The following is a 16,863-nucleotide window of genomic DNA, read 5'->3' as shown; positions in this document are numbered from 1 at the left end:
CAGAACTTTCCCAGACGATGATGTGGGCGAACGGTTCGGTCACCCTACCCCGGGGTTCTGCGAGGGACAACGGTTGATTCTTGAAGCAGTGGGTATTGACCTACTGCTTGCCAGCGCCCTGTCGTGCGGCGATGGTCCGGACAGCGACGCCTACCAGACCGATACCCAAGGCCAACAACACTGTTGGACCGGCACCGCCGTCGGGCCCCAACGCTGCGGTCAGGACCTGCTGGCCCATGAGCACCATCTCAGGGATATCGCCGGCAATGACCCGGGTCCCCAGAACCGACTGGACAGCTGTGAAAACCGCCGGGATAACCCACAGAAAAACTAGGTTCAGCACCCACACCACTACACGGCGGGTAGGTTTGAGCCCGCACCAAGCCAGCGCGCAACCCACCAGGACAGCGGGAACCCAATGGGCGATGGCCGGTACTTGGATGGGCAGATTCTGCCGCCCTGCGACACCGACTGCCCACGCCACAGCCCAGGACGTAAAGGGGACGGCCACGAGTCCTATACCCAAGGCTGCGATGGCCCGCGTCTTGGCTGCGACCAGGAGAAGCGCCACAAGGGAGGCAGCCAGCGAGGAGATGACGCCGGCGAGGAGGCCAAAGTAATAGTAGTCCGTGAGCCTTCCACCAGCGAGGCCATCGTTCAGTGCCGTGAACGACTGGACCGTTGCTACAACCTGGACCATCAGGACACCGCCCACCGCACACCACGTCGCTACCCCTCGGTGAACGGGCTTCCAGAGCCTGATCACCAGTCCGGCCGCTGCTCCTCCGGTGGTCAGGAGTGCGATCAGGGTCAGGACTTCGTATTGGCTAAGGGGCAGCAGCGCCAAGGGCATCTGATCCGGCATGACCTGGTTGGCCCAGAGGTTCTGCAGGGGGAGCTTCGCGCCGGTAATCCACCACGGGGTGAGGCCGAGCGCAGCGGCAAGGAATCCGATCGACAAGGCCACTGCGGCCTCGCGGGCGGCACTGCTATGGCGGCTTTCCGACGCCGGAGCGTGGTTCAGTGCCTGCGGGGCGTGGCTCACGGAAGCTCCTTTGTCTTTGTGGGATTCATAGGCGTGATGGGCATGAAGAGCGACGCCAAACCACATACTACATTGACTGGATTAACCGTTGACACGGTGGTTTCCCATGATCATTGTTGGCTTCGGCCCGCCCAAACCTAAACAACCAACCGCAGCGGCCGTTGCCCCAATTGCACCGTGATCTCCTGCCCCCAGGAAGCCGTCAACCGGTCGTCCTCCATGCCATCACCGAACACCACCAGCTGGTCGGATGCCACGGTAATGCGCAGCACTTCTCCGGCTTCCAGCACGCCTTCGGTCAAAGAAGCCCCGGTGACCGGTGATGGCCAGGCTTCGCGGACGAACCAGGCGAGGCGCGGATCGGTAGGGGCGGGCAGGGCCCGCCCGCCACGTTCCAAGGCGATGGACGCGCACCATCCGGTGGCCCCGGTTCCGGTGGAAACAATGAGGCCCGACGAGGACTGCCGCTCGGTCTGTCCGCCGGCCTGCGTGAAGCTCGGCGCGGCGAGCGAGTACTTCGCCGACTGGTGCGAGGCGTGCCCGACGAAAACTTCGTTAAGCGCCGAAAGCTGCTGGCCGTCGTCGAGCGTTGCCGTCACGGTGGTGAGGTCCTGGCAGCGCAGCCGCCCGACATCTCCAGCTGCCAGGAGTGCAGCGACGGCCGTTGGCGTGTGACGGACAAGGACGCCGGGGTTGGCCCCCGGCTCGGGGTCGATGCCGATCACCGGCTGCCCGTTCAGGTACTTGGCGACGTTCGCAACCAGTCCGTCCTGCCCGACGACTGCGATGATGTCCTCCGCCGTGAGGAGGAAGCGGCTGAGGTCCGCGCGTTCAACTTCGGCCTGCCGCCAGTCGGACGGCACCGCTTCCCGGACGGTTGCGAGGGCGGCGGTGAGGCGGTCGTGCCGGTCCTGAACGTCCTGGATGCTGCGCCCGCGGGTGCTGAGGAAGAATTCGGCCTGGCCGCGGGTGGCGTGCCGGTCCAGGAGTTCCTGAAGTTCGGTCCGCCGGTGGACGAGGACGATGCGAGGGGTTGCCATGACAGATCCTTACTTGGTGACTTCAGCGGTGGCAGCGGGTTCCTTGAACAGTCCGGCAAGTGCTCCGCTGAGCAGGTCCGGGGTGATGGTGAGGTTACCAATGTTCGGCAGGCTGCCTGCTGCATCCTTGAGGGCCAGAGCCAGCAGGGTGGCTTGTTCCATTCCGCGGTAGACCTCCATGGTGGCGGCTTCGCGGGCAGCTGCCGCTTCGCCGACCAGCCGGATCTGGTTGGCTTCAGCCGCGGCGCCGATGCCCTTGCGTTCGGCAGATCCCTGGGCCTCGATCAGACCTGCCGCTGCCTTCTCTTCGGCGGCGCGACGGGCGTTGGCACCTTCCTGGGCCACCAGGTTCTCGCGGCGGACCGCCAGTTCGATCTGGCTTGCCATCTCGTTCTCGGAGATAGTGCGTTCACGTTCGACGGCGACTGCCCGCCTTTCGTAAACCGCCCGGTCCGCTTCGGCTTGGAGCTGTTCGCGGACGGGTGTCTGCAAGGCCCGTTCCACGTCGGCTTCGGGCCGGACGGCCAGGACCTGCACGCCGAGGATTTCGATGCCGGTGGACTGGAGCCTTGCATCGGCGCGGAGTGCGTCGGTGAGAACCAGGCGGAGTTGGCTGACGCCGCGTTCCAGGGCTTCGGCGAGTGTGGTGGTGGCGATCTGGTCGATCGCGTGGCTCTGGCACAGCTGGCCGATGATGGTGGAAACCTGTTCGCGACCGGTGGCCGGTGCCTTGCCCGCGGTCTGCAATCCGAAGTCCAGGCGTGTGGACACGGCTACTGGATCGATGAACCGGTAGGTCACGTTGGCCTGAACGCTGACGTCCTGGTGGTCGCGGGTAATGGCGTGGAAGAGCGTGGGGAGTTCCTGGTCGTCCACGGGAACTTCGCTCAGTACCGAGTTGGCGGGGCGGAAGAAGAATGCCTGGCCCACTCCCTGGTGCTTGACCGTCCCCTTCTGCAGGTGGACGACGTAGCCGGTGGGGCTGCCGAGGAAGTGGCTGATCCAGGGGTAGCGCTTGATGATGGCCATGATGTTCTCCTTTACTTATTCTCGTCAATTTGACGATAACTCAACAGTAGGAGCTTCCCACATTATTGTCAACATGACGATAACTTGCCTAGAATTGCTGCATGCCTGAATCCCATCCGGCGCCACAGCGCTTCCCGGTGACCGTCGACGTCGTCGCCCTCACCGTGCGCGACGGCGAGCTGAACGTCCTGCTCATCACACGCCTCATCGAACCCTTCAAGGGCAAACCCGCACTGCCGGGCGGCTTCGTTCTCGCAGGCGAGGACCTGCAGGAGGCGGCGGTGCGCGAGCTCGCGGAAGAGACCGGCGTCGAGCGCCTTCCCGGGCACCTCGAGCAATTGGGGAGCTACGGACCCAAGGGGCGCGACCCCCGCGGCGACGTACTGACCGTCGCGCACATCCTCCTGGCACCGGACTTCCCGGTACTGGCGGCCGGCAGTGACGCGGAGAACGCCGCGTGGTATCCGGTGACGAAAGTCCAAAGCGGAGAGCTGGAACTCGCCTTCGACCACGCCAAAATCCTCGACGACGCCCTTGAGCGGGCCAAGTCCAAACTCGAATACTCACCCCTCGGCGCGGCTTTCTGCGGCGAGGAGTTCACCATTGCCCAGCTTCGTGCCGTGTACGAAGCCGTCTGGGGCACGCGCCTGGACCCGCGGAACTTCCACCGGAAGGCGACGGGGACGCCCGGTTTCCTGGAGGACACCGGCCGCATGACAGCGGGCGACGCCGGCCGCCCGGCTGCGCTGTTCAGGCTCGCCCCGGAGGCCCGTCCGACGACGGGCCACCCCACGCGCGCGGTGCTGAACCCGCCGCTGATGCGCCCCGCTGCGCCCAAGTAGGCGAAAGCTAACGCTCTCTTGGGAACTTAGGGGGCCGTTATTCGGCCCTTAGTTTGCCGGCGTGGGCGAGAACCGCCGTTGCTGTCGCCTCCGGCTCCGGCGTCGAGACGATCCAGATGCGGTTCGGCAGCTCGATAGTGATGGCCGGACCACCGACCAGCAGACCCCACGTCCTCCGCCCCAAGTACCGGACGCCGAAGCCCTCGGTCATGGAACTGGCAGGCGCTGGTGAGGCGTCGACGATGTCTGCCAGCGGTATGTGCTTGGCGTAGAACGGCCGGCATCGAAGCACCAAATTTTCGGCTGCGGCTTCGATGCTCACTGTCATGCGGAGCACCGCTGCGGTCAGAAGCAGCAAAGCTATAGCCAGAGCTGTGGTGATCAACAGGACGCCACTGGGAATCGCCGTGGCGATGATAAACAAGCAGGCCACCCCTACAACGCCTGCGATGACCTTCCGGGAGTTGCGGCCGATCCGCGCCTCAGAGATGACTGACGAGTTCGAAGTCAAAGCCGGCAATCCGCTCACTGCGGCAGGTCCGGTTCCGAAGGGGCATCCGCGGCCTTCAGGCCAGGGTGCTTGCTGAACCTTAGCCGCAGCCATCCATCCAGGTAAACCGTGGCCGCGGCCACCACAAGACCCAGAAGAAGGGATGGCAGTGGGCCCAACGTGGATAAGAGGATCATGTAGGACCCGAATCCACTGATGAAGATAAGGAGCCCTCGCCGGGTTTTGGCGCTCATTAACTTTCCCCCAATCGCTGCCCCCATCGATGTGGACATGTGGCGAGCCTACCCGGAGCGCTCCAGGGAGCAAGTCAAATGCTGCCTACGCATGCATCCGGGAAGGCGCCACTTAGGGGGACGTTATCCGTCCCTCATTGCCTGCGTGGGCGAAGGGAACCGGCTCCGTTGCGGCGATGAGCCGGTTCAGTTGGGCCCGCACCTCTTCCGGGGTGCCGTTGGCGTCCACGACAACAAAGTCAGCGAACCCAGGGAGAGCGCGGTAGGCGTCCCGAAACGCCTGCAGTTCGGCCAGGCTTTCTTTATCGATGCCGCGTGCCATGACACGCTGGTGCGCACGGCGCGGGTCGACGTCGAAATGAACTGCCAGGTCCGGGGTGGGCAGCGTCCGCAGCAGCCACGGCAGCAGTCGTCCGTGTTCCAGGCCCTTGCTTTCCCGGAGCGCGAGCTGGCAATGCAGGTGGCGATCCATGACAACCAAGCCGTCGGTCCGTCGGGCGCGTGCATGGTTGACGAGCACGGTGAAAAGGCGCACGCCTGTCTCAATGAAATCTGCCACCCGCGGCGGAAGCGGGAAACTGAACCGCTCGGCCAGCAGGGATAACTGCCTCCGGCCGGCGTGATTGCTCAGCAGCAGGGCATCCCGCCCCTCAGCGCGGGCCGACTCGACCAGGGCGCGGGCCGCCGTCGTTTTTCCTGAACCGTCAATTCCTGTCAGAACAATGAGCATGAGGCCTCCCCTCGTTTCCTGTCCAACGAAGGGGAGCGGGCTCTTGTGCCGTGAGTCGGCACACAGCTCGGCGGGCGTCCTGAGGGCGGTCCCGGGGGCATCTCCGCAAAACGGTAGTAAGTTTCCTGACGAACTGCTTCGCCAAAGAGGGAAGCACGCCTATCATGATGCTATGTACGTACTCCTGACGGGCAAAAGATTCGTTTGGATCCTTTTCCCTGAGGGTACGTAAGAAATACGGAGATGAATTTCTCCAACCGGTGCCCGTTGGCATGGGTGGCGCTCCACACGGTGTGGAGTACCAGCGGACGCCTTCCTGAATAGACAACAGTTATTGAAAGGGATGCGTAGCTCAATGAACACACTCTTGATAATCGCCGGCGTAATCGCGATCATCCTGCTTCTTGTAGGCGGATTCAACCAAGCACTCAGTTTCCTGCTTTGGGTAGGAATTATCCTGCTGGTGCTGGCACTTATTGGTTGGGTCGTCGGCAGGGGCCGGTCGCGCGTATGACAACTGATCCAAGCGAAGTTGCCGGTTTTTCCCAGGTTCGCGACGGAACCACCACCCCTGGCCATCCCATTCCCAGGGAGCCGGGGGTGCCAGAAACCAGCGGCCCGGGAGACGCCGGTGACGCATCGTCGGGAAGTCAGGATGACTCCGTCGATGCTGGTCCCAGCGAATCTGCCAATCCACCCGGGCCGGCAGAAGAAAAGGATGAAAAGACAGCGGACAACCGCGGTCTGACAACCGAAACCAATCCCACGGATTGATCGGATCAGCGGGGCGGCGGGCGGGAGATATCCGGTCCGCCGCCACGCTCCTTTAGGGTCCCAAAACCACGATTTGTCACTAATTGCTGAGCGTTGTCAGTTAGCGATTGGGGTAGAAATGCGAATCGGTTCAATCATCGGGCTATTGGTAGTCGTCTGGCTCGTTATAGGGGCAGTTGCCGCCGGGCAACGCGGCTACTACAGCGACCCGCCCGCCCAGTGCTCGCAAGTGGCAACCATTGCGCTGAATATTGTTGCCGGCCCACTGAATTACATGGGCATGAATCCTCAGGGTGGGTGTGAGATTCCGAAGCCGTCATGAGTAAATCTCCGCGGCTCCGAACCGTTCTCCTCACTCTTCTGGTGGCTGCTGCCGGCGTGTTGGCCGGCTGTTCGCAGCAACCCTCAGCCGACGCCCTGAAAGGGCCGGCTGATGAGGTTTCATCGGCCGTGCGGGCGGCCAGCCTTGCGGTGGATCTCAGGATTTCGGACAGTACGACGGCGGCCGCCGCTGCTACCGCTGCCGACGACATGCTGGGCGATGTGGAGTCGGCCACGAACGAGGTGCACGGACTCACGGCGCAAACCCAGGAAGAACGCGTACTTCGCAACGATGTCCTGGCTGCCTTCTCCTCCATTTCCAGGGCACTCCTGCACGCGCGGGATGCCCTTTCTTCATCGTCGAACGGTCCTGACGACGGGCAAAGGAAAGCCAGGCTTTCCACCGTGCAAGGAGAACTTCGCGTTGCCACCGAGCAACTGGACAGTCTGATGACCAAGGCCGGCATCCAGTGAAACGGCTCCTCGGTGTTGCACTCGGCATCCTGACGGCGATCGGGGGCTTTGTCGACATCGGGGACCTCGTGACGAACGCCGTGGTGGGCTCACGGTTCGGCATGTCGCTGGCATGGGTGGTGTTGGTTGGCGTCGTGGGTATCTGCCTCTTCGCCAACATGTCCGGCAGGGTGGCTGCAGTCTCCGGCAGGGCCACTTTCGAAGTCATTCGGGAGCGCCTTGGACCCCGGGCCGGATTGGCCAATCTGGGTGCGTCCTTCCTGATCAATGTCATGACGGTAACCGCCGAAATCGGCGGCATCGCCCTTGCCCTCCAACTAGCCAGCGGGGTGGCCTATATTCTCTGGGTTCCTTTTGCGCTGCTGGCCGTGTGGCTGGTGGTTTGGCGGGTGAAGTTCAGCATCATGGAGAACGTCACAGGACTTGTGGGTTTGTCCTTGGTGGTGTTCGCCGTCGCCCTGTTCCTTCTCAAGCCTGATTGGCGTGCCCTGGCCGGGCAGGCGTTTTCTCCGTCCGTTCCGGCCCGGGAAGGCGCCGGCGTGTACTGGTACTACGCCATTGCCCTGTTCGGAGCTGCGATGACGCCGTATGAGGTGTTCTTCTTTTCCTCCGGAGCAGTGGAGGAGCGCTGGAAGATCAAGGACCTGGCCCAGTCACGCCTCAACGTCCTTCTCGGTTTCCCGCTCGGCGGGTTCTTGTCCCTTGCGATCGCCGGGTGTGCCGCCGTCGTTCTTCTCCCAGCCGGAATCAGCGTCACCTCGTTGTCGCAGGTTGCGCTTCCCGTGGCGCAGGCGGGCGGCCAGCTTGCACTGGCTGTGCTGATTCTGGGGGTGGTGGCAGCGACTTTCGGGGCGGCCTTGGAGACGACGCTGTCCAGTGGCTACACGCTTGCACAGTTCTTTGGATGGTCGTGGGGCAAGTTCCGCCGCCCGGCCCAGGCAGCCCGGTTCCACGTGTCGATGATCGTGGTGTTGCTGGCCGGGGTGGCGGTGCTGGCCACGGGCGTTGATCCCATCCTCGTGACTGAATACTCCGTGGTTTTCTCGGCGATAGCGCTTCCGTTGACCTACCTGCCGATACTCATCGTGGCCAACGACCCGCAGTACATGGGCAAGCATGTCAACAACCGCGCGGTGAACATCGCCGGGGTGATCTACCTGTTCATCATCCTGGTGGCCTCCCTGGCGGCCATCCCCTTGATGATCGCCACAGGAGCTGGAGCATGAACAAGAGCAAGCCCAAACGCTTCCAACCGCAGCAGCTCCACGCTGCACCCTATCCGGCGGGCCTTGTGCTCGACGCCCAGTTGCACTTGTTGGACAGGCAGATATTGGACGTCGACGGCGTCCCTGTCACCACAGTCGACGACATCGAGCTGAGCGGGCCCGAACCCGATGAGAAGATCCCGGAGGGATCGGCGCCCCCGCGGATCACGGCTTTGCTCACCGGGCCGGTACTGGGAACCCGCATTTTCGGCGGCAGGCCGCCGTCGAGCCGTTTGATCCGTATTCCGTGGAAAGTGGTGGCGGGCGTGGACACGGTGGTGTCGCTGGGGGTCCGCGCCGACTCGATGGATGCCTCATGGGTTGAGCGGTGGCTGCGAAACCATGTCATTGCGCGGATCCCGGGAGGCAGGCATGAACCTTAGCGACGTGTTGGGCAGCGATGTAGTGGATGGGGCCGGCCAGCGGTTGGGCGAGGTGTCGGACGTCCGGTTCGCGTTGGATGCGGGAGCAGGCCAGCTCCTTAGCCCGGCCAGGCTGGTGGGCATCGTGGTAAGTCCGCGGACGGCGTCGTCGTTTCTGGGCTACGAGCGGCAGGAAATCAGTCAGCCTTGGCCTGTTGCTCAGCTGCTCCGTTGGCGGCACAAGGGGTCATTTCTGGTGCTGTGGGAGGACATCGCGGTGATGGGTCCGGAGAGGGTTGGGCTGCGGCCTGGCTTCACCGCCTACGATGTGCGGCTGACACGATAGACCATCGAAAAGGGAATTGCTAAGTTTACTGATAATTTTGGCGTAGCATGGACATGCCACTAAGCATCCTTATAGGTTCGAAGTGTTCCATCAACACGTTCGCCGCATCGGAAAGGACTAGTCATATGGACAAGCAGGACGCCACACCCGAAGAGGAAGTAGGAGGCTACGGCACTCCTACGGCAGAGCAGGAAGCCGGCGGAGGCCAGGCCCAGCCGCGCGTTGAAGAAGACATCGACGAGGCTGCATTGGGTGAGGGTACCGGTGCGCCGAACCTCAGCCACTTGAATCCGGAAGACTCGGACAGCTCCGGCGAGCCGGGCGCAGGCCGCTTTGGCGGCATCGATGAACAGTCCCACGCAGAGCAGTCATCCGTGCCGGACGACACTGAAGAACTGCCCGATGGCAGCGGAAACGACCTTCCCCAGGAAGAGTCGCCGAATGACGATGACGAAGAAAGTTTTGACGCCGGCTAAGAGCTTTGGCTGGCGCGCTTAGACTGGCGCGCCACTGGTTAAGCAGCCAGCCGGTTGGTGCGCCGCCGGAAATCCCGAATCTGGAAACAGAGACTAGATCGAAGGAGCAAGACCCATGGCAACGGTGAACAAGTCAATTGACGTGGACGTGCCCGTGTCTGTCGCCTACAACCAATGGACGCAGTTCGAATCCTTCCCGGAATTCATGAATGGCGTGGAGTCCGTGAAGCAGATCGATGACACGGCCCTGCACTTCTCCACCAACGTGGGAGGGGTCAAGCGCGAATACAACGCCCAGATCATCGAGCAGGTTCCTGACGCATTGGTGAGCTGGACAAGCGTTGACGGGCCGCGGAATTCGGGCACAGTCAGCTTCGTGCCCCTCGAGGATGACCGCACCCGGGTCAACGTGGCCATCGACTGGGAGCCTGAAGGCCTCGCCGAAAAGGCCGGATCTGCGCTTGGCGTGGACGAACTGCGGGTGGGCGCCGACCTCGACAAGTTCAAGAAGTTCATAGAAGCCCAAGGGCACGAGTCCGGCGCCTGGCGCGGAACAGTGTCTGGTGGCGATGTGGACGACGCAGGCGGAGCGCCTCTGTAAATCTTGCTGCACGCGAGGGCCGGCCGTTTCCACGGACCGGCCCTCGCGGCATACTTGGAGTAACCGTGAAGGGGAGTACCGAAAGCCATGGCAACGTCCAGCAGCGTAGAGGCAGAACAGAAATTCGACGCCCTGGAGTCCACGCCGCTTCCGATGCTGGACGCCATCGACGGCGTGGGCAGAGTCGGTGACCCGGTAAGCCACACACTGGAAGCCACTTACTTCGACACCAGCCGGCTTTCGCTCGCACGTCACGGAATCACGCTGCGGCGCCGCACCGGAGGACACGACGCCGGCTGGCACCTCAAACTGCCGCTCGGCCCCGGAAAACGAACCGAAATCCACGCTCCTTTGGGCAGCGCAGATACCGTTCCGGTGGAGCTCATGGACAGAGTGCTCGCCTATACCCGGGCGCACGCCGTCCTCGCAGTGGCCACCCTGCATACGGATCGTATGAGCTACGCCCTGTACGGAGGCCAGGGCGAGCGTTTGGCCGACTTCGTGGATGATCGGGTCCGGGCCCATGTCACGGTGGGGGACGACCGCCGGCTTGAATGGCGGGAATGGGAGGTGGAGCTCGCGGCCTCCGACGGAACCGGTGACTCCCTGTTGGCAACCTTGACCCGCCAGCTTTCCGCAGCAGGTGCGACTCCCAGCCATCGAAGCTCCAAACTGGCCACCGCCTTGGGTGGCTTGGGTGGCGAATTGCCCATGGCTGGGAAAGCTGACCGGAAGCCAGACGCCGCAAAGGGCGCCGGCAAGAAAAGGGCAGCGGACGCCGTGCTCAGCTATTTGCAGCGGCAGCTCGCCGGCCTGCTTCTCCAGGACGCCCACGTGCGGCTGGGCCGTGACGATTCCGTACATCAAATGCGGGCGTTCACCCGACGGATACGCTCGGTCCTGCACAGTTATCGTCCGCTCTTTGCCCCCGGGCCCGTCAATGACTTGGAACGCGGGCTGAAATCCTTGGCGGAGACCCTGGGCCGGTACCGCGACACCGAAGTCCTGCATGAGCGCCTGCGCGTTGCCCTTGATGAGCTTCCGGAAAACCTGGTCCTGGGCCCGCTCCACGATGAGCTGGACCAGCGGATGATGATCAGGGCCGATACTGCACTGGCCGCCATCCGGACGCGTCTGACCAGCCCGGGGTACTTCCGTCTCCTCGACGACCTTGAGGCGTTCATCGAAGCGCCGCCCCTGACGGAAAAGGGGCGCGCACCGGCAAGGAAGACCACCGCGAAGCTCGTCAACAAAGCCGTGAAGCGGCTCCGCAAGCGCCACGACGCGGCGGTATCGGCCGCCGTCGGGCAATCACGCGACGAAGCCCTGCACCGCGTGCGGAAGTCCGCCAAGAAGCTGCGTTTCGCGGCGGCGGCCGCAGAGAGCGTCCACGGCAAGCGCGCAGCGAAGCTTGGCAAGGCTGCGCACAAAGTCCAATCGGTTCTGGGTACCCACCAGGACAGCGTGTTGGCCCGCAGAGAATTGCTGGACCTTGGTTCAGCGCCCGGGACGGCCAGCGCGGCCTTCACCTATGGGGTGCTGCATGCAAGGGAATCCGCCGTTTCAGACGCAACGGAGCGCAAGTACCTTAAGGGCAGTGCCAAGACCTTGAAGCTGCGCCTTAAGAAGTAGGTTCCGGGTTGCCGGCCGGTGTGGCCCGGGCACGCTCCGCGTCGTGGAGCCGGCGCGACGCAGCCACGGCGTCCATGTTGTCCTCAGCCCATTCCTTCATGTCGAAAATAATCGGCAGGAGTGAGCGGCCGCGGTCCGTGAGCCAGTAGTCGGTCCGGACGGGGACGGACGGCGTGACTTCCCTGTGGATCAGGCCATCGCGCTCCAAAGAACGCAGCGTGGATGTCAGCATTTTCTGGCTGGCCCCCGGAATGTGCCTGCGTAACCCGCTGTGGCGTTGCGGTCCCTCTTCCAGCGCCAGCATCACCAAAGTCACCCATTTGCTGCTGATCGCTTCGAGCAATTGCCGGGCCGGGTAGTTCTCCAGGGAGGCGTTGTACTGGTGCCGGGCTTTCTGACGGGTCTGCTCAGCCGTGAGTGTCATACCCCCAATCATTGCAGGCACTTCGACGTGCCCTGGGCACAAAAAAGTGCGTTCTTACGCTGTGCCGGGGAACCGGACGAGGATCAGTAAGGGGTCGGAACGTCCCCCGTTTGAAAGGAAAACCATGCCCTCCATCCTCCATATCAACGCCTCTCCCCGTTACGGCAGCAGCGATTCGCTGGGACTCGCCCGTCACTTCATCGATTCGGTCCAGTCTGCGGCTCCGGAGACTTTTGAACTGGAGACACTGAACCTGTTCGACGACGATGCACTGCCGGCTTTCGGTCGGGTCGCCGCCTCCGCGAAAATGGCGGTCTTCACGGGCCAGGAACAAACGCCGGAGCAGATGGCAGCGTGGGAAGCGGCACGGTCGGTCTTTGACCAGTTCGCGGCGGCGGATGCCTACGTGTTCAACATTCCCATGTGGAATTCGGGGATTCCCTACGCTTTGAAGCAGTGGATCGACATCGTCACCCAGCCCGGTTGGAGTTTCGGTTTCCACCCGGAGCATGGGTACACCGGTCTCATGGAAGGGAAGCTGGCGATGGCCATCCACACCAGCGGTGTCTACGCCCCAGGGGTCCCGGCAATGTTCGGTGCCGACTTCAGCAGCACGTATTTTGCCGATTGGCTGAACTTCGTGGGGATCCAGGACGCCGCCCACATCCGATTTGCCCCTACGGTCCTGAACACGGACGTGGACGGCAGCCGCCACCTCGCGGAAAGGGAATTGAGCGACGCGGCACTGTTGTTCGCAGGGAAGCTCGATGCCGTTCGGGCCTCGGAACTGATCAGCAAGTGAGGTGAAGCGGGGGCGTCGTCCGGGTTGCCTCCACAACGCCCCGGTTCCCTCTAGTTGCCCACAGCAACCAGACGTAAACTGGCCTTCGGTTTCACTTCGAAAGCTCGGAGACAGCATGCTCTGGAAGGTACTGGTTCGCTTCCTGCGGCCGCATCAGCGGTTGCTGGTGGGCGTCGTCATTTTTCAGTTGGCGCAGTCGATTGCGTCCTTGTACCTGCCGACGCTCAATGCCGACATCATCGATCACGGCGTTGCCACCGGGGATACCGATTACATCCTCCGCATGGGCGGGCTCATGCTGCTGATCACTCTCCTGCAGATCGCGTGCGCCGTAGTTGCGGTCTACTTCGGGGCGAAGGCTGCGATGGGCATGGGCCGCGACGTGCGTGACGCGATCTTCAGCCGGGTGGGGGAGTTTTCCGAACAGGAAGTCACCAGGTTTGGTGCTCCTTCCCTGATCACCCGGTCCACCAACGACGTCCAGCAAGTCCAACAGCTGGTCCTGATGTCCTGCACGCTCATGGTCGCGGCGCCGATGCTGAGCATTGGCGGCGTGATCATGGCCGTGCGCCAGGACGCGCAACTGTCCTGGCTGATTGCCGTGTGCGTGCCCGTGCTGTTGGTTGCCGTCGGGCTGATCGTGACACGGATGGTTCCCCTGTTCCGCAAGATGCAGGTGCGGATCGACGCCGTGAACCGGGTCCTGCGCGAGCAACTCACCGGCATCCGCGTCGTGCGGGCTTTCGTGCGGGAGGACATGGAAGTGTCCCGCTTCGCCAAAGCGAACGACGACGTCACCGACGTCGCGCTGCGGGCCGGCCGTTTGATGGCGCTTATGTTCCCTGTGGTCATGCTGGTCATGAACGTATCCAGCGTGGCAGTGATCTGGTTCGGGTCCTTCCGGATCGAGGACGGCTCCATGCAAGTGGGCACCCTGATCGCATTCCTGAGCTACCTCATGCAGATCCTCATGTCGGTCATGATGGCCACGTTCATGGCCGTGATGATCCCGCGCGCGTCGGTTTCTGCCGACCGTATCGGGGAGGTGCTGGATACCGACTCCAGTGTCCGGCCGCCGTCGAACCCTGTCACCGGCGGCATCCGCCGCGGCGAGTTGGAAATGCGCGACGTCGGATTCGCCTACCCGGGTGCCGAGCGGCCCGTGCTGAGTGGCCTGACTTTCACGGCCCGCGCAGGGCAGACCACCGCGATCATCGGCAGCACCGGAGCCGGTAAGACCACGCTGGTCAACCTCATGCCCCGGTTGTTCGACGCCACAACGGGCTCCGTCCGGATGGACGGTGTGGACGTCCGCGACCTCCACCCGGACCTGTTGTGGGGGCACATCGGCTTGGTGCCGCAGCGGCCTTACCTGTTCTCCGGCACGGTCCGCAGCAACCTGCAATACGGCAAGCCGGACGCCACCGAGGACGAACTGTGGCAAGCGCTGCGTGTGGCCCAGGCTGACGACTTCGTACGCGGCATGGACGGGGGCCTGGATGCGGCCATCTCCCAGGGTGGGACCAACGTTTCGGGCGGGCAGCGTCAAAGGCTCGCCATTGCGCGGGCCCTGGTGAAGCAGCCGGAGCTCTACATTTTTGATGACTCCTTCTCCTCGCTGGATACCGCCACCGACGCGCGGCTCCGGCAGGCCCTCAAGCGCCATACCAACGGCGCCACCTTGGTGATCATCGCCCAGCGCGTGTCCAGCATCGCCGACGCAGACCGGATCCTGGTGCTCGACGACGGCAGGATCGTCGGCCAGGGGACGCACGAAGAATTGTTGGAGACATCCGAAACGTACCGCGAAATCGTCTCGTCCCAGCTGGCAGCGGAGGAGGCAGCATGAGCACGTCCACCGCTCCAGCCGGCGGCCGCGGACCCCAGCGCCCCGCAATGGGCCCGGGAAGGGGAGGCCCGTTCGCCGGAATGAACATTCCGGCAGAGAAAGCGTCGAACTTCAAGGCTTCGGCCCGCAGACTCCTGGGAACCCTGCATCCGGAACGGCTCTGGCTGGCCCTGGTGCTGGTCTTCGCCGTGGCCAGCGTTGCGCTGTCCGTGATCGGTCCCCGCTTGCTGGGCGAAGGGACCAACCTGATCTTCGCCGGCATCGTGTCCAAGCAACTGCCCGCCGGGGTGTCCAAAGAGCAGGTCATCGCGGGCCTGCGGGCCTCAGGTGAGAACAGCAAAGCCGACATGCTGGGCGCCATGACCCTCACACCCGGCGTCGGAATCGACTTTGGTGCGTTGTCCTCCGTGCTGCTGTGGGCACTGGCCCTGTACGTCCTTGCCTCAGCGTTCGGCTGGATGCAGGCCTACGTGCTCAACGGCGTCGTGCAGCGGACGGTGTACCGCCTCCGCCAACGCATCGAAGCAAAAATCCACCGCCTGCCCCTGCGCTACTTCGACTCCATCCAGCGCGGTGAACTGCTGAGCCGGGTAACCAACGATGTTGACAACATCTCCCAAAGTTTGCAGCAATCGATCAGCCAAGTGGTCTCGTCCCTGCTGACTGTGCTGGGCGTTCTGGTCATGATGTTCCTGCTCTCGCCCTTGCTGGCGCTGATCGCACTGGTGACCATTCCCCTGACGCTCGGCACGACGCTCCTCATTGCAAAGCGCTCGCAGAAGCTGTTCGTTGCCCAGTGGAAGAACACCGGTGAGCTCAACGGCCAGATTGAGGAAACCTACACCGGACATGCCCTGGTGAAGGTGTTCGGGCGGCAGAACGAGGTCCAGGAAAAGTTCCGCGCCAAGAATGGTGAGCTGTTCCAGGCCAGCTTCGGAGCGCAGTTCGTCAGCGGTCTGATCATGCCGGCCATGACGTTCATCGGAAACCTGGTGTACGTAGGCATTGCCGTGGTTGGCGGCCTGCAGGTGGCTTCCGGTTCCATGCAATTGGGTGATGTGCAGGCGTTCATCCAGTACTCACGGCAATTCACCATGCCCCTGGCGCAGCTCGGATCCATGGCGAACATGCTGCAATCCGGCGTTGCCTCCGCCGAGCGCGTGTTCGATCTCCTGGACGAGGACGAAGAGTCGCCCGAACCTCCTCCTTCGGGCGCTTCGGCCGGGCGCGGTCGCCTGGTGTTCGAGAATGTCTCCTTCCGCTACTCCCCGGACAAGCCCCTGATCACGGACCTCAGCCTGGTGGCAGAACCCGGCCAGAGCATCGCCATCGTCGGGCCTACGGGGGCGGGCAAAACCACCCTGGTGAACCTGATGATGCGCTTCTACGAGCTGGACTCGGGGCGGATAACGCTCGACGGCGTCGACATTGCCTCCATCTCGCGGCAGGAGTTGCGCTCGCGGATGGGCATGGTCCTCCAGGACACGTGGCTGTTCGGCGGCACCATCCGGGACAACATCGCCTATGGGCGGCCCACGGCTTCTGAAGCGGAGATCATCGAAGCGGCGCAGGCAACGTATGTGGACAGGTTCGTCCGGTCCCTTCCCGAGGGCTACGACACCGTTCTCGACGACGAAGGCGGCAACGTCTCAGCCGGCGAGAAGCAATTGCTGACCATCGCCAGGGCCTTCCTGTCCCGGCCATCGGTGCTGATCCTGGACGAAGCCACGAGCAGCGTCGACACCCGTACCGAGGTGCTGGTGCAGAAAGCCATGAACGCCCTGCGCTCGGACCGGACCAGCTTCGTCATTGCCCACCGGCTCTCCACCATCCGCGACGCCGACCTGATCCTGGTGATGGAGGACGGGCAGATCGTGGAGCAGGGCACGCACTCGGAGCTGCTCTCTGCCGGTGCGGCCTACTCCCGGTTGTACGAGGCCCAGTTTGCGGCGCCGGCGTCGGAGGAAGTTTGAGCTTTCCGGTTGCGGGGCAGGTGGCTTCCTGACCCTCTTATGGGTTGCTTCCTGACCCACTTTGGATGCGGAAACGCCATATTTCAACGCTATTTGGTTGTTTTCGGATCACGCTGCGGCCAAAGAAGGTCGGG

Annotated in this window: 20 protein-coding genes; 13 read left to right on the top strand and 7 right to left on the bottom strand. The window is 63.3% G+C overall.

What is annotated here, in order from left to right; genetic code table 11:
- Positions 1–100: 100 nt before the first annotated feature.
- The 3 genes from JMY29_RS16695 to JMY29_RS16685 form a co-directional block, all read right to left on the bottom strand.
- On the bottom strand, positions 101–1,045 hold the full coding sequence (locus tag JMY29_RS16695; RefSeq protein ID WP_189076667.1) for a hypothetical protein: 945 nt from the start codon (positions 1,043–1,045) through the stop codon (positions 101–103).
- 137 nt (positions 1,046–1,182) lie between these two features.
- Positions 1,183–2,085: a diacylglycerol kinase catalytic domain-containing protein gene (locus tag JMY29_RS16690; protein ID WP_189076666.1), complete on the bottom strand. Its 903-nt coding sequence runs from the start codon at positions 2,083–2,085 to the stop codon at positions 1,183–1,185.
- Between the two features lie 9 nt (positions 2,086–2,094).
- Positions 2,095–3,114, bottom strand: coding sequence for an SPFH domain-containing protein (locus tag JMY29_RS16685; protein WP_189076665.1), 1,020 nt, complete (start codon positions 3,112–3,114; stop codon positions 2,095–2,097).
- Between the two features lie 101 nt (positions 3,115–3,215).
- Here JMY29_RS16685 and JMY29_RS16680 point away from each other — a divergent pair, with 101 nt between their 5' ends.
- Entirely contained in the window at positions 3,216–3,956 is a 741-nt protein-coding gene (locus tag JMY29_RS16680; RefSeq protein WP_189076664.1) for an NUDIX hydrolase, read from the top strand.
- A 37-nt stretch (positions 3,957–3,993) separates the two neighbouring features.
- On the opposite strand, the gene JMY29_RS16675 is transcribed toward JMY29_RS16680, so the two are convergent.
- The 3 genes from JMY29_RS16675 to JMY29_RS16665 all read right to left on the bottom strand — a co-directional run bounded on the left by JMY29_RS16675 (position 3,994) and on the right by JMY29_RS16665 (position 5,430).
- Positions 3,994–4,467: a hypothetical protein gene (locus tag JMY29_RS16675; protein ID WP_189076663.1), complete on the bottom strand. Its 474-nt coding sequence runs from the start codon at positions 4,465–4,467 to the stop codon at positions 3,994–3,996.
- Between the two features lie 14 nt (positions 4,468–4,481).
- The gene (locus JMY29_RS16670) at positions 4,482–4,700 is read right to left on the bottom strand and encodes a hypothetical protein (RefSeq protein ID WP_156524776.1); all 219 of its coding nucleotides are present in this window, start codon (positions 4,698–4,700) and stop codon (positions 4,482–4,484) included.
- 112 nt (positions 4,701–4,812) lie between these two features.
- Positions 4,813–5,430 (bottom strand): dTMP kinase, encoded by a 618-nt coding sequence (locus JMY29_RS16665; protein WP_189076662.1) that lies wholly within the window; start codon positions 5,428–5,430, stop codon positions 4,813–4,815.
- A 355-nt stretch (positions 5,431–5,785) separates the two neighbouring features.
- Between JMY29_RS16665 and JMY29_RS16660 the strand changes: the two genes are divergently transcribed.
- From JMY29_RS16660 to JMY29_RS16620, 9 genes are all read left to right on the top strand, one after another.
- Positions 5,786–5,944: a hypothetical protein gene (locus tag JMY29_RS16660; protein WP_018778776.1), complete on the top strand. Its 159-nt coding sequence runs from the start codon at positions 5,786–5,788 to the stop codon at positions 5,942–5,944.
- An 86-nt stretch (positions 5,945–6,030) separates the two neighbouring features.
- Positions 6,031–6,204: a hypothetical protein gene (locus JMY29_RS16655; protein ID WP_156369765.1), complete on the top strand. Its 174-nt coding sequence runs from the start codon at positions 6,031–6,033 to the stop codon at positions 6,202–6,204.
- A 318-nt stretch (positions 6,205–6,522) separates the two neighbouring features.
- Positions 6,523–6,999, top strand: a complete 477-nt coding sequence (locus JMY29_RS16650; RefSeq protein ID WP_189076661.1) for a hypothetical protein — start codon at positions 6,523–6,525, stop codon at positions 6,997–6,999.
- Complete coding sequence (locus JMY29_RS16645; RefSeq protein ID WP_189076660.1) at positions 6,996–8,225, top strand: NRAMP family divalent metal transporter; 1,230 nt, start codon at positions 6,996–6,998, stop codon at positions 8,223–8,225. Before JMY29_RS16650 ends, JMY29_RS16645 begins: the two co-directional genes overlap by 4 nt.
- A complete protein-coding gene (locus JMY29_RS16640; RefSeq protein ID WP_079582102.1) occupies positions 8,222–8,647 on the top strand; it encodes a hypothetical protein in 426 nt (141 codons plus the stop codon). The genes JMY29_RS16645 and JMY29_RS16640 overlap by 4 nt, the downstream gene beginning before the upstream one ends.
- Entirely contained in the window at positions 8,637–8,972 is a 336-nt protein-coding gene (locus JMY29_RS16635) for a PRC-barrel domain-containing protein (RefSeq protein WP_189076659.1), read from the top strand. Before JMY29_RS16640 ends, JMY29_RS16635 begins: the two co-directional genes overlap by 11 nt.
- A 125-nt stretch (positions 8,973–9,097) precedes the next feature.
- A complete protein-coding gene (locus tag JMY29_RS16630) occupies positions 9,098–9,448 on the top strand; it encodes a hypothetical protein (RefSeq protein ID WP_018778782.1) in 351 nt (116 codons plus the stop codon).
- 115 nt (positions 9,449–9,563) lie between these two features.
- The gene (locus JMY29_RS16625; protein WP_079582099.1) at positions 9,564–10,049 is read left to right on the top strand and encodes an SRPBCC family protein; all 486 of its coding nucleotides are present in this window, start codon (positions 9,564–9,566) and stop codon (positions 10,047–10,049) included.
- 87 nt (positions 10,050–10,136) lie between these two features.
- On the top strand, positions 10,137–11,681 hold the full coding sequence (locus JMY29_RS16620; RefSeq protein ID WP_189076658.1) for a CYTH and CHAD domain-containing protein: 1,545 nt from the start codon (positions 10,137–10,139) through the stop codon (positions 11,679–11,681).
- On the opposite strand, the gene JMY29_RS16615 is transcribed toward JMY29_RS16620, so the two are convergent.
- On the bottom strand, positions 11,671–12,105 hold the full coding sequence (locus tag JMY29_RS16615) for a winged helix-turn-helix transcriptional regulator (RefSeq protein WP_189076657.1): 435 nt from the start codon (positions 12,103–12,105) through the stop codon (positions 11,671–11,673). The two genes, JMY29_RS16620 and JMY29_RS16615, sit on opposite strands and share 11 nt — an antisense overlap.
- Before the next feature lie 124 nt (positions 12,106–12,229).
- On the opposite strand from JMY29_RS16615, the gene JMY29_RS16610 reads away from it, so the two are divergent.
- The 3 genes from JMY29_RS16610 (at position 12,230) to JMY29_RS16600 (ending at position 16,729) form a co-directional block, all read left to right on the top strand.
- Positions 12,230–12,907: an FMN-dependent NADH-azoreductase gene (locus tag JMY29_RS16610; protein WP_064722733.1), complete on the top strand. Its 678-nt coding sequence runs from the start codon at positions 12,230–12,232 to the stop codon at positions 12,905–12,907.
- Between the two features lie 115 nt (positions 12,908–13,022).
- Positions 13,023–14,756 (top strand): ABC transporter ATP-binding protein, encoded by a 1,734-nt coding sequence (locus JMY29_RS16605; RefSeq protein ID WP_189076656.1) that lies wholly within the window; start codon positions 13,023–13,025, stop codon positions 14,754–14,756.
- Positions 14,753–16,729, top strand: a complete 1,977-nt coding sequence (locus tag JMY29_RS16600; protein ID WP_272932231.1) for an ABC transporter ATP-binding protein — start codon at positions 14,753–14,755, stop codon at positions 16,727–16,729. Before JMY29_RS16605 ends, JMY29_RS16600 begins: the two co-directional genes overlap by 4 nt.
- Positions 16,730–16,863: the final 134 nt, after the last annotated feature.

This window comes from Paenarthrobacter nicotinovorans (assembly GCF_021919345.1).
Lineage (GTDB): Bacteria > Actinomycetota > Actinomycetes > Actinomycetales > Micrococcaceae > Arthrobacter > Arthrobacter nicotinovorans.
Note: the sequence above shows the minus strand (reverse complement) of the source record. Positions and strands in the feature narration are given on the sequence as shown.

Bases quoted from the DNA above. Each gene is read 5' to 3' on its own strand.
- JMY29_RS16640 (WP_079582102.1), top strand. From the start codon at position 8,222: ATGAACAAGAGCAAGCCCAAACGCTTCCAACCGCAGCAGCTCCACGCT.
- JMY29_RS16635 (WP_189076659.1), top strand. From the start codon at position 8,637: ATGAACCTTAGCGACGTGTTGGGCAGCGATGTAGTGGATGGGGCCGGC.
- JMY29_RS16620 (WP_189076658.1), top strand. From the start codon at position 10,137: ATGGCAACGTCCAGCAGCGTAGAGGCAGAACAGAAATTCGACGCCCTG.
- JMY29_RS16665 (WP_189076662.1), bottom strand. From the start codon at position 5,430: ATGCTCATTGTTCTGACAGGAATTGACGGTTCAGGAAAAACGACGGCG.
- JMY29_RS16660 (WP_018778776.1), top strand. From the start codon at position 5,786: ATGAACACACTCTTGATAATCGCCGGCGTAATCGCGATCATCCTGCTT.
- JMY29_RS16630 (WP_018778782.1), top strand. From the start codon at position 9,098: ATGGACAAGCAGGACGCCACACCCGAAGAGGAAGTAGGAGGCTACGGC.
- JMY29_RS16610 (WP_064722733.1), top strand. From the start codon at position 12,230: ATGCCCTCCATCCTCCATATCAACGCCTCTCCCCGTTACGGCAGCAGC.
- JMY29_RS16680 (WP_189076664.1), top strand. From the start codon at position 3,216: ATGCCTGAATCCCATCCGGCGCCACAGCGCTTCCCGGTGACCGTCGAC.
- JMY29_RS16605 (WP_189076656.1), top strand. From the start codon at position 13,023: ATGCTCTGGAAGGTACTGGTTCGCTTCCTGCGGCCGCATCAGCGGTTG.
- JMY29_RS16685 (WP_189076665.1), bottom strand. From the start codon at position 3,114: ATGGCCATCATCAAGCGCTACCCCTGGATCAGCCACTTCCTCGGCAGC.
- JMY29_RS16600 (WP_272932231.1), top strand. From the start codon at position 14,753: ATGAGCACGTCCACCGCTCCAGCCGGCGGCCGCGGACCCCAGCGCCCC.
- JMY29_RS16690 (WP_189076666.1), bottom strand. From the start codon at position 2,085: ATGGCAACCCCTCGCATCGTCCTCGTCCACCGGCGGACCGAACTTCAG.
- JMY29_RS16650 (WP_189076661.1), top strand. From the start codon at position 6,523: ATGAGTAAATCTCCGCGGCTCCGAACCGTTCTCCTCACTCTTCTGGTG.
- JMY29_RS16615 (WP_189076657.1), bottom strand. From the start codon at position 12,105: ATGACACTCACGGCTGAGCAGACCCGTCAGAAAGCCCGGCACCAGTAC.
- JMY29_RS16670 (WP_156524776.1), bottom strand. From the start codon at position 4,700: ATGAGCGCCAAAACCCGGCGAGGGCTCCTTATCTTCATCAGTGGATTC.
- JMY29_RS16625 (WP_079582099.1), top strand. From the start codon at position 9,564: ATGGCAACGGTGAACAAGTCAATTGACGTGGACGTGCCCGTGTCTGTC.